This is a genomic window from Ferroglobus sp. (assembly GCF_015521575.1).
In the GTDB taxonomy this organism is placed as follows: Archaea; Halobacteriota; Archaeoglobi; order Archaeoglobales; family Archaeoglobaceae; genus Ferroglobus.
The window spans coordinates 1-14221 of sequence record NZ_WANY01000166.1 but is presented as its reverse complement, the minus strand read 5'-3'; the positions used below and the strand labels follow the sequence as shown (position 1 = coordinate 14221).

Here is a 14221-nt window from a genome sequence, read left to right as displayed (position 1 = left end):
GTTTGTAAGACCGACAAGTACGTATATCTTGAGGAGGTCAGTAGGTATCTGGGATTCGAGGTGAGAACATGAAAGTGATAGTTACAAGCGGGAAGAGAAAGACGGCAATAGCGAGGGCAACGATAAAGCCAGGAAAGGGAAGAGTAAGAATTAACAAGATACCCGTCGAAATCTACCAGCCAGAAATGGCGAGAATGAAGATAATGGAGCCGCTGCTAATAGCCAAAGAGCTTGCGAAGCAAGTCGACATCGACGTGAAGGTGGAAGGCGGAGGATTTATGGGACAGGCTGAAGCAGCGAGAACGGCAATAGCGAGAGCGTTATTGGAATTCAGCCAAGATCCGGAGTTAAAGAGAGCATTCCTTGAATACGACAGAACTTTGCTCGTGAACGATACGAGAAGAAAAGAACCGAAAAAGCAGGGAGGGAGAGGAGCAAGAAAGAGGAGGCAAACTTCTTACAGGTGATTTTTCAATGTTTCCCGTAAGGTGCTTCACCTGCGGAGCCGTAATAGCTCATAAGTGGGAGGAATATAAGAAGCTACTTTCTGAGGGCAAGTCGCCGAGGGAAGCTTTAGACACCCTCGGCATCGAGAGATATTGTTGCAGGAGGATGTTCTTCACCCACAAATCGGTTGTTGAGGAGCTGGCGAGATATAGGGGAGTTATAAGCTTCGAAGAAGAGGGGCCGTAGGGTAGCCTGGATATCCTGCGGCGTTCGGGGCGCCGTGACCCGAGTTCAAATCTCGGCGGCCCCATTTCCCTTTAATTTGGGGGGAGATTCGTGAAAAAGTTGTTTCCGTTCGAATACACGAGGTTTGAAAAGGCAAGAATTATCGGAGCAAGAGCTTTACAAATAGCTATGGGTGCTCCCGTTTTAATTGAAACTGACAAAACTGATCCTCTTGAAATTGCTAAGGAAGAGTTCGAAAGAGGTGTGATTCCGATAACCGTTAAAAGGAGGAGGAGTGCTTTTGTCTGGCTCCAGAGATACGACCTATTCTGAGGTGATAACTTGGTAATAGAGGATGTTTTCTACAGAATAGTTTTTGACAGTAGGGGAAAGGAGACTGTAGAATGCGTCGTCATCACCGAAAACTCTTTCGGAAAAGCAATCGCTCCAAGCGGTGCTTCAACTGGAAGTAACGAAGCTGTTGCAGTTGACCCCTACAAGATTGATGAAATAGAGGAGAGGGTTTCCAAAGCTTTGATAGGTTTATACGTTTTCGATCAGCAAGAGATAGACAAGGCTCTAAGGGAAGAAGACGGAACCGAGAACTTCTCAAGTATCGGGGGAAATTTCGCCATCGCCGCAAGCTTGGCAGCAGCTAAAGCAGCGGCAAACTCCCTCGGCTTGAAACTCTACGAGTATCTTGGCGGAGCTTTCGCCAAAGAACTTCCATACCCCCTCGGAAACGTTATAGGCGGAGGTGCTCACGCAGAGAATTCAACGAGCATTCAGGAATTCTTAGTAATCCCCGTCGGAGCAGAAACGTTTTTCGATGCCCAAAAAGCGAACGCCTTAGTTCACAGAAAGCTAAAAGAGATTTTCAAAAAGAGGGGAATATTTGCGGCAAAAGGTGACGAAGGAGCTTGGGCAGCCCAGATAACCGACGAAGAAGCTTTTGAAATTTTAAATGAAGCTATAAGCTTAGTTGAAGATGAGGTCGGTTTCGAGATAAGAATGGGGGTGGATGTGGCTGCAACCGAGCTTTGGAATGGGAAACATTACGTTTACAGAGACAAGAAGCTGAGCAGGGAAGAGCAGATCTCCTACATAGCTGAACTAATCGACAGGTACGACCTCCTCTACGTTGAAGATCCCCTCCACGAGGAGGACTTTGAGGGGTTCGCGGAGCTTACAAAAAGCGTAAACTGCATGATATGCGGAGACGACCTCTTCGTCACAAACGTTAAGAGGATAGAAAAGGGAATAGAAATGGGAGCTGCGAACACCGTTTTGATCAAACCAAACCAGATAGGCACTTTAACTGACACGTTCAAAGCGGTGAAAGTTGCTAAGGACAACGATTACGACATCGTAGTCTCCCACAGAAGCGGAGAAACTGAAGATGAGACAATAGCTCACCTCAGCGTAGCTTTCAACGCAACATTAATAAAGTGCGGTGTTGTTGGCGGGGAAAGAATTGCCAAGTTAAACGAACTAATCAGAATTGAAGATGAAGATTACATGACGATGACCAAGATAAGGTGGTTAAAATGAAAGGGAAGTTAATGAGAGAAGATGAGGGTTACGAATATCTTGTTCCTCCGGATGAGTACTTAGCCGCTGGAGTGCACATTGGAACGCAGATAAAGACCGGAGACATGAAAAGGTTCATCTACAAAGTCAGGCAGGACGGTTTGTACATACTCGACATAAGAATGCTCGACGAAAGACTAAAGCTGGCAGGAAAGCTCCTTGCAAGATACGAGCCAAACAAAGTTCTGGCGGTAGCTGCAAGGCAGTACGGGCAGAAGCCGGTGATGATGTTCGCCAAGGTCACCGGAGCTGAGTACGTTGTGGGAAGATTCATCCCCGGAACTTTAACGAATCCCGCTCTTAAAGAATACAAAGAGCCCGAAATCGTAATCGTCACAGACCCGGCTATAGACAGACAAGCTGTTATCGAAGCCACCGAAGTGGGGATTCCGGTAGTAGCTCTATGCGACACGAACAACAACACAGCCAACATAGACTTTGTAATTCCGACGAACAACAAGGGTAGAAAAGCCTTGGCTTTGGTTTACTGGATTCTCGCAAGAGAAGTTTTGAGAAACAGAGGTTTCGCCGAATTCCCTTACAGAGTGGAAGATTTCGAGGCAGAGCTTTAATTCTGGAAAAAGTTTTTGTTTTTCGAAACCAATTTTTATTCCATGACTCCCGAACAGATTTTAGAGAGAGCGAAGCAGTTGGAGGTTCAGGCTATTAAAGAGTACAACGAAATGAAGAAAAATGCTGATCCCCTAACTTCGGAACTTCTCGACTACCTGATTTCTCAGGAAAGGGAGCACCTGAAAATGATAGAAGATAGGCTGAAAGCTCTAAAACTCCTCAGTAATAGATAGTAACAAGGAACATCGCAAAAACAGTAAGAATTAAAAGAGCCGTTACCAAATAGAACCTCCCGCTTAGCTTTTTGCTCGCTAAAGCTTCCCCGACAGCTTCCGTGCAAATAACAACTAAAGTGGAGAGTATCGCAAGCAAAGAGAAGGAAATCCACTTAGGAATAGCTGATAAATTTGCGTACTTGCTCCAAATTCCCATGGAGTAGTAGAAAACGGCGATAAACTCTATGACAGCCGCTGCCGCTTGAAGAGACGAAGTTTTCCTTTGAAGCTCAAGGTTTTCTTTTCTGTGGAGGGACTCCAATTTTAAATGAACCGTATCGAGGGCATCCCTCACACCGTTAAGCGTCGATTCGAAGCTCGATTCGTACTGGCGAAGAGACTGAAGCTGAATTCTGAGACTCGAAATTAGCTCATCCAAACCAAATTCCCTTGAATACTCTTCAGCTCTGATCAAAGAGGAAGATATTTCCTCGAGTTCATCTTTAAACTGCATGTAAGCGGAAAAAAACGACCCCTTCAATGAGGAAATCGAATAGGCAAGCTCCTCAAGTTTCGAAACGCTTAGGGTTTTTGCCCCCTCAAGGATTTCCGTAACCTCGGAGATTATTTTCGTCTCCTCTTTATTTAAATGCTCAGCCCTAAGCCTCGCATCTTTAATTAGAATCTTAGCTACCGTTATCTCAGATAGAAATGGGATAAGATTTTGCAGAACACCTTTACCTTTTTCCCGAGGAACGTACACAGTACTATTTTCCAATTTTACTTCGTTGGAATCTCCGAAAATTATTTGATAAGTTTCCAACGGCTCTACGAAAAAGCTTAGGCTATCTTCGGAAAGAACAAAAAATGTCTTTTTGTATTTTCCAGCCACAATTTTTCCGTCGTTGCTTACAGCAAAAACCTCGTAGTCCCTTTCAGCTTTAAAAGCTGGTTTTAAATTCTTCAAACCCGCCAAAACTTCTTCCGAGTCCTTTTCGGGAAATATGTAGAGGAACACAATTCTTAATGTTTCTGACAAAATTTTTATTGTTTTGCTTTGAAATTCGTTTCAATGAAATTCGTTGGACTTGATATCGGAACCAACTACACAAAAGTTACGAACGACGGGGAAAACGTTTTCGTATTTCCGAGCATAGTCGCCTACGGAAAAAAGAGAGACTGGAGCCTGAAAGGAGAAGAGAAGGACGTTTACGTGGGAGAAGAGGCAATACACTTTCAAAGCGTTGAGGACATAGAAATCCTCAGACCTCTCCATGAAGGGAGGATTATGCACGAATCGTACGTGGAGCTTGCAAAATACGCTCTGAAAAAAGCAGAGGGAGATTTAATAGCAATTGGTCTCCCAGTGAAGTCCTCAAGGAAGGAAAGGGAGGAGATAAAAAGCAAGCTTCAGGAAAGTCTGAAGAAGGAGATCGTTTTATTCCCCCAACCGGTCGGAAGTTTGGCTTTTCTGAATTACGACACGGGAGTTTGCGTAGACATAGGCTTCGGCACCACCGACATAGCTGTTTTAGTTGACATGGAGTTCCTAAAAGGAGATACTATGCTCATAGGAGTAGACAACATCTACGAAAGCTTGGAGTTGGAGATAAGGAACAAGACCGGAGTGAGCATAACTCCTGAGGAAATGACGAAGCTGTTGGTGGAGAAAAAGACCGTGGGGAGAATAAGGAGCGGGAAGAAGGTGAGCATAAGCTACGAGGATATCAAAGAGGACTACGAAAGGCTGATGAAAAGCTGGATAGACAGAATATCGAGCAGAGTGAAGATGCTGATCGAAGGACTTTCCATAAGCATAGTGGAAAACTTCGTTTTGAGCGGGGGAGGAGCGATGCTTCCGGGCGTTCACGAGGAGTTTCAGAGACATTTCAGCGAGATCGGAGAAGTCATCACACCGGAAAATCCATTAACGAGTAACGTAAAGGGATTTTACAAGTTGGCAAAGCTTTTGTATGAGGAAAAAGAAGTAGAAGAAAAGAAGGAAGAAGCACCGAAGGAAAAGAAAGGTAGAAAGAAGTCATGAGGATATCGGTGGACATCCCGGCGGATATAGAGGAAAAACTTCTGAAAAAATGCGAGGAGCTTGGAGTATCCCCATCAGAATTTATCTCGGCGCTCCTTGAGTGGTACTTCCTGAAAAGGAAAAAGGAGGTTAGCGGAGAGCTTGAGAAGTACGCTAAAAAGTACGGAACAGAGAAAATGAAAAACTGCAAATATAGCGACGGAAAAATCTGTGCCTTAGAGGCTTTAACCGACTTGGAAGCTGAAGTTGAGCCCCTAAACGTTTACAAGTGCCTCTTCTGTTCTTATTTTGTTGATAAAAGGAAGGAACACCTGAAAAAGAAAGAGAACTTTGAGATTGTTGAGATAGCAAAAATGGCTGCAAAAATCGTTATCGAAAACTACGGAGACAGACTCGGTTACGTGCCGGAAAAGAAGAGGGGAGAAAAGAGCGAAATAAAGGATGTTAGAAAAATTATCGAGAGCTGGTAGGGTAGGAATTAACGTAAACGGCGATCTTCCGGAAAAAGAAATTGCCGAACTCTCCAGCTTTCTTTCTGAGAGGGTGAAGATAATCTGGATAGGGGAGAATCCACTTTTTGCCGATCCTTTCAGAGTTGCCGAAATAGTTGCCGAGAACTTCGAACACCTTGTAGGCTTCGGAGTCCTAACTCCAAGAAGAAATGCCAAAGAGATCTACGAAAACTTCAAAAAACTCGAAAAGGAGTATGGGGAAAGATTTATCCTTGGTGTAGCGTCGGGAGGTTTTAAGTTAAAAGATTACGAAAAATTTCTGAAAAAGTTGAGAGAAAAGTTCGAAGAAATCCTCTGCGGAGTGACTTGGCTGAAGTCTTATGAGATCGCAAAAAAGTACTGCTCCGGAATTCTACTGAACCACGTTTACCCTAAGCATGTGGAGGTTTTCAGGGACTTCGAGGGATTTAAAGCAGCCTACGGACCGGCTTTAATACTCCCGAGCGAGTTTTATCAGGACTTGATCATAGCCTGCTCGATAGTCATGCAGACGAGCAAGGATTTTCTGAAAAAATTTGGATACTACGAAGCCTACGAAAAAATCAGAGAGGTAAAGATAGAAGAACTCATAAAAAGGCGGCAGAGAGGCGAAAATCTGGAAAGCTACGGCGAATACAAAAAGCTAAAAGCTACTGCCGAAAAAATTCTCGAATTTTTCACGATCTCCGGAAAATTGGAAGATGTTTCCAACCGCATTAAGGAACTTTTAAGCTTGTGCGACCACGTCGTGCTCGGTGATCCCTTCTTCAGAGATAAAAAATCCGTGGAGAAAATCAGCCTTTTGTTATCACATCCGGGTCTATCTTAGCCATAACGAGCTCTGGAATTTTTCCAGCAAAAGCTACGACCTCATCCTTCACGACGAGCAATCCCTCGACATGCTTTTTCGCCTTTTTCCAGAATTCCTCAATTTTTTCCTCAATCTCTTCCTTTCCGTCCTTCTCTCCTATTACATTGCCTAAAGCGGTTGCAAAAGCATCGGCTATACTCGCCTCTTTCGCTATAACCGTAGCTGCGTCAGCGTAGCCGAAACTTACCGAATGCCCTATTTTTCCGCTTGAAGTGCAAATAGCTAAGAAGTCCGTCGGTTCTATTCTGAAAGCGAGGTTAGTGGGATAGATTCCGACGAGGATTTCACGATCCGTTTTAAGAGCTATATCGCCCCCGTTGTCAACAACTATAAAATCGGCTTCCAAATTTTCCACCGCATAACCTGCTATAGTACCGGCAACAGCAGCCATTGGTCCGACTCCAGCGAGTTTTGATGCTCGACACATTCTCTCAACTATCTCCTCAGAGCAATCGTAAGGAGAGTAGGTGATTGAAAAAAATGGGTCTCGATTAATCTTTTCCTCTATTTTCTCCCTTGCGTAGAGCATCAATTCTACAGCTTTCTTAAAAACCTCCTCGTTTTCCGCAAGGATCGTTGCAATCGTTTCCTTGTACCTAAACTTAAACCTCCTCACTCTGGAAGCTTCAGAGCGTTCAGTGGACATACTCCTACGCAGAATCCGCACCTTATGCACTTAACTTCGTTGACGACTATTCTGTCATCTTCTCCCCTCTCGAAAACGCCAGTGGGACAGACGCTAATGCAAGCACCACAATCCACGCATTTTTCGCTCTTCTCAATACTTTTGGTGAGCTTCCTCACCTCTACTCCATACTTTTTGAACTTCTCGGCAACTCTCTCCGCTATCTCGTCATCCACTTCCACAACAATCTCTCCAAACCTTGGCTCGACCTTTGCTTCAATTATGTTTATCAGCGCATTCTCCTCTATAGCCACCTTAGAAATAACCGGCGCTCTAACGGAGCGGGAATCGTACTTAAGTTTCAAAAGCATGAGATCACCTCGCAAGGAGCTTGCTCAAATCTTCGCTGCTCACGATCCCAACGACTTTGTTGTCCTTATCAACAACCGGTAAAGCCGAAATTTCGTGCTGCTCCATCTTCCTTGCCGCTATCTCTATCGGCTCCTCCATCGTCGTAGTGATGACTTTTCTCGTCATTATGTCTTCAACTTTCCCAACCTTTCCTCTCGCAACAGCTTTTGCAATATCCCAGCTCGTAACGATTCCTATGAGCTCTCCCTTCTCGTTAACAACAGGAAGGTGATTTATCTCGTTTTCTATGAGAATTCTCGCAGCCTCCTCTATGCTCGCCTCCGGGGAGATCGTTATTGCTGGAGAGGACATCACGCTCTTAACGACTTTTATCTCCCTCTGCCTCATAGGTTTGAAAACTTCCTTCTGCGGAATTCTCTCCACGGGCATCGTCAGGAAGAACTCTCCCCTTTCTATCATCCTCTTCAACTCTTCCGCTATTTTCTTCGACATGTAGTAACTCGAAAGGGGCGAAACTCTCACATCTTCTCCGTTTATCTCAACCTTTCCGCTCTTCAGCTCGGCGTAAGTAACTCTTTTAACAATCGGTCTGTCCCTTCTTGGCACACCGAAGTCGATTATGACCGTCTCAATCTTATCATCGGTTATTGCCGTCGCTTTAGCCATTTCTTCGTCAAGTATCGGGATAGGGATACCAATTCCGACGAAGAGGGTAACTCCGTAACCGGGAAACGTGGCGGCTCTCAAATATTCGGGCTTCATCTCCTTCAGATTTCCCTTCACCATCAAAGTTCCGAAGGGAGGAGAATGCTGAGTTCCTTCGCCGATAACGTAACCTTTAGCCCCTCCAAGGAAAATCCTCGTTCCAACTCCGATAGTTCTGTATTCGGGGTCGTTGTTCAAAGGAGAAAGCTCTCCAACGCCAGCATAGGTGACGTTTCCGAAGTTTGGTAGGAGAGTTCCCATGTACGTCCTCAGCACCCTATCGGAAGAGTTCGTCGCCGCTCTGTATCTTTGGTATGCGTTCCTCGGATTTACCATCACCGCCTGATTAACATCTTCCAAGCTTATCTCCGTTACAATTTCCTTTCTCGGATAGCAGTCAGTTCCGTAGGCTGTGGCTCTGAGCTCAACCTCCTTTCCCCTCACGAGATCCTCGATTACGTGAGCTCCTCCGTATTCCATTCCGAGGGTTTCGGAAAGCTGAGTAACTCCAAGGTAAGCGTCGACAGCAGCTATCCCTGTGTAAGCTTCCACATCATTTAGCCAGACCCTTTGCATCTTTATGGGCGGATCGGAATGACCGAAATTGAAAAAAGCTCCAGAAGAGCACATCGCTCCGAAAGTTCCAGTCGTAACAACATCAACTTCCTTAGCAGCTTCTTTCGCTCCAAGTTCAGCCACAATCTCTTTCATTTCTAAAGCGGTGACAACGTTAACATTCCCTTCTCTAATTTTCTCGTTAATCTCCTCAACTGTCTTCACGCAACTAAGTTAACTGATAGTTATATAGGTTTTTCGAAATATTACGATTTGTAATCACAAGGGTTAATTGAAGGGCAGTAAATAAAGAGAGTGGATGATGAGTCGGTTCTCGGCTGAGAAGTGATGATAGCTTTAGGCTCTGACGATTCACTTTCTCCTGAGCTTAGAGATGAAGAATCCGGCTGTGTCGTGCTTGTGCGGATACGTTCTCACAACGAGCTCCGCATAAGGGAATCTCTTCCTTCCGTATCTGGAAATTCCCTTATCTCCGAAGCCAATGTAAGCATCCTCAACTTTTAAAAACTTGCTTGCAAACATGACGTTCTCTTCATTCTCCTCGAAAGTTATTGAGCAGGTGGAGTAGACGACTTCTTCTCCTATTTTCGAGGCATTTTTGAGCATTTTCCTCTGCAACTCCACGGTCTTCCAGAAGAGCTTCGGATCGTACCTCCACTTAACGCTCGGGTAGTTTCTTACTGAGCCTGTAGATGAGCACGGTGGATCGAGCAGAACCTTGTCAGCCTCAAGCTCAATTTTCGAAGCATCCCCTATCAAAATCTTCACGTTTTCAACTCCAAGTTTTTTCAACCTCGCTCTCATTCTTTCGACCCTCTCTTTAGAGTTGTCGACAGCTATAATTTTTCCTTTATTTTCCATCAGTGCAGCCATGTGACTCGTTTTTGATCCCGGAGCGGCGCAAAGATCCGCTACAACATCCCCCGGCTCAGGATTCAGCGTTCTTGAAACAAGGCAAGAGGCGAGATCCTGAATAACGAAGAGCTCATTGTGTCCATCCAAGTAGGCTGGAGGTTTGTCGTAACTTACAACTTTGAAGACCTCCGGAAGGAACGTCTCCTCCACTATCACATCGTTCTTTTCCAAATACCTCCTCAGATTTTCCTCGCTCGTTTTTATGGTGTTCACCCTAATGTAGATCGTGTTATCCAAATTAGCTATCAAAAGTTCCTCAACATCTATCCCCAGCTTCTCAGCCATTTTGACGTACCACTCCGGGTGGAAGTACTTCAAAGCCAAGTATTTAGTTCTGTCAAGCTTCTCCATCTCCCTCTTCAAATCCACCTTTTCAGCCTTCCTCAAAATAGCGTTGACAAAGGAGGCTGCTCTTATTCCAAACCTCTTTTTCGCTATCCTAACAGCGCAGTCAGTAGCTAAAGCCGGAGGAACTCTTTTGAAAAAGATTTCGTAAGTTGCTATTCTCAAAAGATTTCTCACGAAAGGTTTCACATCCTCAAGTTTCTTCGGCTTTAAAGCTTTTTCAAGAATAAAGTCTATGACGTTCCTCCTCTTAGATACTTCCATCACGTAGGCATGAACGGCTCCTCTAATTTTGTAATCAACATTCTTTCCCAAAAAGAATCTTCTAAGCAGTTCTTTTTCCGAAATAACTTCTTCGTCGAGTTTTTCAAGTATCTCCGCCGCTATCTCCTGATTTACTATTACATCACCACCATCTGCGCGTGCCAACATTCTCCTATCTTCAAAACCTTGTTTTCGTCTATTATCCCTATGGATATCGCAAGCTTTACGGCATTTTTTCCGGTTATATTGGCTATCGTAGCTTGTCTCAACGCTCTTTTAACCTCTTCCTCGTCGTAGCTTTCCTTACCGTAAAACTCTTCCTTTACCTCAATTTTTAAATCCTTTTCTCTGAAGGTTTTACCCACTAACTCCTCATCGCACACCGCTACAAGTACTTCCCCCTTGACTCTGTAAATCTTCATTCTGAACTTCATATGCTCCTTACCGAATGCTTCGCTCCGCAGGCGAGACACTTAACAAAGAGTATTCTCTCCTCCCTCACAAGCTCCGTATCCGGAGCACCACATTCTTTACAGAGAACGTAGGTTTTAACGTAATCCTCCACTTCCCTCTGGACTTCCTCTTCGGTAAACTTACCCTGAAGGACGAGCCTACCACTTTCTATAACTCCAGCCGTACCCAAAGAGCGAACGAGATACTTAAATATATGCTCCTCACTCCTGTTGAGAGCTTTAGCGATGCTTGAGAAGTTCTTGATTATCGTTTTTGTACCTTCCCTCTGCAAGGAAACCTTGGGGATCTCAAACCTCTCCCTTTTCACAACATTTTCCGGAAGCATCTTCAAAGCTCTTTCAAGAAGTTCCTCGTAACTCCTCATAATCGAGTCTCTCTATCTTACCGTAATTAAGCTTTACCTCGTTAACGAATTTTTCTGGATAATCCTCGGAGTAAAAGAGATGTGACTTGCATTTGCAATCCGAACAACCGAAGTCCTTTATACCCTCCATAAGGCTTGCCGCGAGCTTCGCAAGTTCACATTCGCTAACGCCAACTTTGAAAGCATCGACGAACTCCGCTTCCACGCTAAGGTAATCCACATGCCACCTCATCCTCTTTTCCTTTTTCATATGCCTTCTGATCCTCTTGTTCAAACCTCTTTTTGCACTTCCAACGTAAACGTAATAACCCTTTTTGAAATCTATTTCGCCGAGCTTTCCGACTCTTATTTTCTTATCCTCCTCAAGTCTGAAAATCACGAAGTACATGAAAACGGTTTTATTCTTCACCACCTTAATACTTTCTTAATGCACGTACTGGACGCTACGGCAATAATAGCAAGGAAGAAAGTGGAAAATGCGGTGACTACTCCAGAAGTTGTTGAAGAAATAAAAGATGAGGATTCAAAGCTCTACTTGGACGTAAGCGGGATAAAAGTCGAAAAAGTCAAAGAAAAATTCGTTAAGGAGGTCTTGGAAGTTGCAAAAAAAACTGGAGACATTCACAAGCTGAGTGAAGCGGATATAAGCGTTCTTGCAAAAGCGCTGGAATATAAAGCGACGATCATCACCGACGATTACGCAGTTCAAAACGTTGCAAAAGCTTTGAAATTGAAATTTGAGCCGGTCATTCATTCCGGTATAAGAAAATCATTTAAGTGGATTAAAGTTTGTAGAGGTTGTGGTAGGAAAATTGAGTCCGACATCTGCCCAGTTTGCGGTAGCGAAGCCAAGTTGAGGAGGGTGAGAAAATGAGCAGACTTGAGGAGTTGATCGAAAAGGCGAGAAAGCTAAAGGAAAAAGGTCTCACAACCGGCGAGATAGCAGACGAGTTAAATGTGTCGAGAGAAACGGCTATGTGGCTTTTAACGAGAGCTACAGCCAAGCCCTCTGACGTTTACGTTGAGCTAAACACTCTGACCTCTTCAGCTTTCAGATTGAGGAGGATAGCCGAGATATTAGCGGATATAATACTCGAAGCTGGAGAGCCGGACGTTGTGGTGGGCATAGCCACCTCTGGCATTCCCCTCGCTACAATGGTTGCCCAAGAGATAACGAGCGAGATAGCAGTATACTATCCGAAAAAGCTTAGGTGGGAGAAAGAGGAGAAGCACATTTCTGGAACTTTAAGCGAGAATTTCGCAAAGATCGACGGAAAGAGCTGCGCGATAGTTGACGATATAATGACGACTGGCTCAACGATAAAGGAGGTAATAGAGTACGTTCAGAATAAGGGAAAAGCTCTGTGCGCTGCTGTGATAGTCAACAAAACCGGCTTAGATGAGATAAACAACGTGCCGATTTACAGCCTCATTAGGATAGAGAGGCTCTAAATGAAAGTCACGGTAATAATTCCGACGTTAAACGAGGAGGAGAGCATAGGAGAAATAGTCGAGAAGTTCGTAGGAATGGGATACGAGGTTTTCGTAATAGATGGCAACAGCACCGACAAAACGAGGGAGATAGCAAAGGAAAAAGGAGCTAAAGTCGTCGTCCAAAGCGGAAAAGGAAAAGGACAGGCGGTAAAAGAGGCTTTTCAGCTTGTGGATAGCGATGTTGTCGTGCTTATAGACGGAGACGGAACTTACCTGCCGGAAGAGGTTGAAAAGCTGCTGGAACCAATAAGGAGGGATGTAGCGGATCACGTAGCTGGAAACAGACTTGAGAATTTCGAGAAAGGTGCTTTTACGAGATTGAACCTACTTGGAAACAAAATTCTGAATCTCTTCTTCAGGCTTTTCTACGGAGTCGAACTCTACGACATCCTAACCGGATATAGAGCGATGAAAAAAGAAGTCTACAAATCCTTCGAACTTGAAAAGACGGGATTTGAAATAGAGGCTGAGATGACAGTAGAGACCATAGCCAACGGTTTCAGGATTTTGGAAGTTCCGATAACCTACAAAAAAAGAAAAGGTAGAACGAAGCTCAGACCGATAAAGGACGGAGTCAGAATTGCTCTGACGTTATATTCACTGCTAAAGAAGTACAGTCCGGGGAGGTATTTCTACTTCATCGGAGGACTTCTACTCTTCCTTGGACTAATTACCGGAGCTATAACGGTTTACGATTGGTTCAGAAAGATTACGCACTACTTGCTGGCTGTTTTAACAGCTCTATTAATAATCTCGGGATTGCAGATGATCCTGATCGGAGTCATAAGCGACGTTCTCGTGAGGAACTACGCAACTCTCAAAAGAGATATAGAGAACTTGAGGAGGGAAGTTCGTGAAAGTAGGAGAGATAGCTGAGCTTTTCAATCAAAGCATTCACGAATTGGGAAAAAAGGCGGATTCTCTCAATAACGGCTACGCAACTTTTGTTCTGAACAAGCACATCAACTACTCCAACGTATGCGAGTCAAAGTGTCCGATTTGCGCTTACCACAGCGACGACGGTTTCACAAAGAGTGTCGAAGAAGTCGTCAGAGAGGCTTTGGAAGCGGTAAAGCTCGGAGTTAAAGAGCTTCACATCGTCGGATCCCACAATCCGGAGCTTGGCGTGGAGTATTTCGAAGAGATCTTTAGAAATATCTCGGAGAAAAGCGATGCAGTGATAAAAGCTCTTACCGCCACGGAAGTTTACTACTACTCAAAGAAAGAGAAGATGAGCGTTAGAGAGTTTTTGTCCCGACTGAAAGAGGCTGGACTGAGAATGCTTCCCGGAGGAGGAGCTGAAATTCTGGCTGAGAGAGTTAGGGAGGTCATTTCCCCAAGGAAGGCTTCAGCCGAAAGGTGGCTCAGGGTTATGAAGATTGCCCACTCTCTGGGGATTAAAAGCAACGCTACGATGCTTTTCGGACACGTGGAGAGTTACAGAGACATAGCGATTCATCTGTACAGACTCAGAAAGCTTCAGGAAAAAACAAACGGCTTTGTATCGTTCATTCCCCTTCTCTATCATCCCGAGAACACGAAACTTGGAGGGGAAAAAGCGAGCGCGGTTAAAATTCTAAAAACCATAGCCGTCTCAAGAATCGTTCTCGACAACTTTAAAGGAATAAAAG

21 protein-coding genes and 1 tRNA gene are annotated in these 14221 nt (G+C 44.5%); 14 read left to right on the top strand and 8 right to left on the bottom strand.

Annotated features, from left to right (window positions below; all coding sequences use genetic code 11):
- Window positions 1-68: 68 nt before the first annotated feature.
- The 7 genes from F7C14_RS06830 to F7C14_RS06800 all read left to right on the top strand — a co-directional run bounded on the left by F7C14_RS06830 (window position 69) and on the right by F7C14_RS06800 (window position 3068).
- Window positions 69-467, top strand: coding sequence for a 30S ribosomal protein S9 (locus F7C14_RS06830; protein WP_290901231.1), 399 nt, complete (start codon window positions 69-71; stop codon window positions 465-467).
- Between the two features lie 7 nt (window positions 468-474).
- On the top strand, window positions 475-693 hold the full coding sequence (locus F7C14_RS06825) for a DNA-directed RNA polymerase subunit N (protein ID WP_290901228.1): 219 nt from the start codon (window positions 475-477) through the stop codon (window positions 691-693).
- Window positions 684-757 (top strand) — tRNA-Pro (locus F7C14_RS06820). The genes F7C14_RS06825 and F7C14_RS06820 overlap by 10 nt, the downstream gene beginning before the upstream one ends.
- A gap of 26 nt (window positions 758-783) precedes the next feature.
- Window positions 784-1005 (top strand): DNA-directed RNA polymerase subunit K, encoded by a 222-nt coding sequence (locus F7C14_RS06815; RefSeq protein WP_012966437.1) that lies wholly within the window; start codon window positions 784-786, stop codon window positions 1003-1005.
- A gap of 9 nt (window positions 1006-1014) precedes the next feature.
- Complete coding sequence (gene eno / locus F7C14_RS06810) at window positions 1015-2223, top strand: phosphopyruvate hydratase (protein WP_290901224.1); 1209 nt, start codon at window positions 1015-1017, stop codon at window positions 2221-2223.
- Window positions 2220-2834 (top strand): 30S ribosomal protein S2, encoded by a 615-nt coding sequence (gene rpsB, locus F7C14_RS06805; protein WP_290901222.1) that lies wholly within the window; start codon window positions 2220-2222, stop codon window positions 2832-2834. The genes eno and rpsB overlap by 4 nt, the downstream gene beginning before the upstream one ends.
- Window positions 2835-2876: 42 nt before the next feature.
- A complete protein-coding gene (locus F7C14_RS06800) occupies window positions 2877-3068 on the top strand; it encodes a ferritin family protein (RefSeq protein ID WP_290901219.1) in 192 nt (63 codons plus the stop codon).
- Here F7C14_RS06800 and F7C14_RS06795 read toward each other — a convergent pair.
- Window positions 3055-4068, bottom strand: a complete 1014-nt coding sequence (locus tag F7C14_RS06795) for a hypothetical protein (RefSeq protein WP_290901216.1) — start codon at window positions 4066-4068, stop codon at window positions 3055-3057. The genes F7C14_RS06800 and F7C14_RS06795 overlap by 14 nt on opposite strands.
- Before the next feature lie 54 nt (window positions 4069-4122).
- Between F7C14_RS06795 and F7C14_RS06790 the strand changes: the two genes are divergently transcribed.
- Genes F7C14_RS06790 through F7C14_RS06780 form a run of 3 tightly spaced genes read left to right on the top strand, consistent with a single transcriptional unit; the run spans window position 4123 to window position 6414 of the window.
- Window positions 4123-5094, top strand: coding sequence for a rod shape-determining protein (locus tag F7C14_RS06790; RefSeq protein ID WP_290901212.1), 972 nt, complete (start codon window positions 4123-4125; stop codon window positions 5092-5094).
- Window positions 5091-5564 (top strand): hypothetical protein, encoded by a 474-nt coding sequence (locus F7C14_RS06785; RefSeq protein WP_290901209.1) that lies wholly within the window; start codon window positions 5091-5093, stop codon window positions 5562-5564. The genes F7C14_RS06790 and F7C14_RS06785 overlap by 4 nt, the downstream gene beginning before the upstream one ends.
- Window positions 5536-6414, top strand: coding sequence for a hypothetical protein (locus F7C14_RS06780; RefSeq protein WP_290901207.1), 879 nt, complete (start codon window positions 5536-5538; stop codon window positions 6412-6414). Before F7C14_RS06785 ends, F7C14_RS06780 begins: the two co-directional genes overlap by 29 nt.
- Here the strand turns inward: F7C14_RS06780 and F7C14_RS06775 are convergent.
- From F7C14_RS06775 to F7C14_RS06745, 7 genes are all read right to left on the bottom strand, one after another.
- Window positions 6380-7072, bottom strand: a complete 693-nt coding sequence (locus tag F7C14_RS06775) for a UPF0280 family protein (RefSeq protein WP_290901205.1) — start codon at window positions 7070-7072, stop codon at window positions 6380-6382. The two genes, F7C14_RS06780 and F7C14_RS06775, sit on opposite strands and share 35 nt — an antisense overlap.
- A complete protein-coding gene (locus tag F7C14_RS06770) occupies window positions 7069-7452 on the bottom strand; it encodes an ATP-binding protein (RefSeq protein WP_290901203.1) in 384 nt (127 codons plus the stop codon). The genes F7C14_RS06775 and F7C14_RS06770 overlap by 4 nt, the downstream gene beginning before the upstream one ends.
- Window positions 7453-7456: 4 nt before the next feature.
- Window positions 7457-8938 carry a homocysteine biosynthesis protein gene (locus tag F7C14_RS06765; RefSeq protein ID WP_290901201.1) on the bottom strand — a complete coding sequence of 494 codons (1482 nt, stop codon included), beginning with the start codon at window positions 8936-8938 and terminating at the stop codon, window positions 7457-7459.
- A 147-nt stretch (window positions 8939-9085) separates the two neighbouring features.
- Window positions 9086-10426 carry a transcription antitermination factor NusB gene (locus F7C14_RS06760; RefSeq protein ID WP_290901196.1) on the bottom strand — a complete coding sequence of 447 codons (1341 nt, stop codon included), beginning with the start codon at window positions 10424-10426 and terminating at the stop codon, window positions 9086-9088.
- Window positions 10396-10692, bottom strand: coding sequence for a DUF424 domain-containing protein (locus tag F7C14_RS06755; RefSeq protein WP_290901194.1), 297 nt, complete (start codon window positions 10690-10692; stop codon window positions 10396-10398). Before F7C14_RS06755 ends, F7C14_RS06760 begins: the two co-directional genes overlap by 31 nt.
- Window positions 10689-11096: a translation initiation factor IF-2 subunit beta gene (locus F7C14_RS06750; RefSeq protein ID WP_290901190.1), complete on the bottom strand. Its 408-nt coding sequence runs from the start codon at window positions 11094-11096 to the stop codon at window positions 10689-10691. Before F7C14_RS06750 ends, F7C14_RS06755 begins: the two co-directional genes overlap by 4 nt.
- Entirely contained in the window at window positions 11071-11484 is a 414-nt protein-coding gene (locus F7C14_RS06745) for a DUF123 domain-containing protein (protein WP_290901188.1), read from the bottom strand. Before F7C14_RS06745 ends, F7C14_RS06750 begins: the two co-directional genes overlap by 26 nt.
- Window positions 11485-11523: 39 nt before the next feature.
- Here F7C14_RS06745 and F7C14_RS06740 point away from each other — a divergent pair, with 39 nt between their 5' ends.
- The 4 genes from F7C14_RS06740 to F7C14_RS06725 all read left to right on the top strand — a co-directional run.
- Window positions 11524-11970, top strand: a complete 447-nt coding sequence (locus F7C14_RS06740) for a PIN domain-containing protein (RefSeq protein WP_290901185.1) — start codon at window positions 11524-11526, stop codon at window positions 11968-11970.
- Window positions 11967-12548, top strand: a complete 582-nt coding sequence (locus F7C14_RS06735) for an orotate phosphoribosyltransferase-like protein (protein WP_290901183.1) — start codon at window positions 11967-11969, stop codon at window positions 12546-12548. Before F7C14_RS06740 ends, F7C14_RS06735 begins: the two co-directional genes overlap by 4 nt.
- A complete protein-coding gene (gene aglJ, locus F7C14_RS06730) occupies window positions 12549-13466 on the top strand; it encodes an S-layer glycoprotein N-glycosyltransferase AglJ (protein WP_290901180.1) in 918 nt (305 codons plus the stop codon).
- Window positions 13444-14221 (top strand): CofH family radical SAM protein (locus F7C14_RS06725; RefSeq protein WP_290901177.1); only part of this gene is annotated, 778 nt, incomplete at its 3' end. The genes aglJ and F7C14_RS06725, both read left to right, overlap by 23 nt.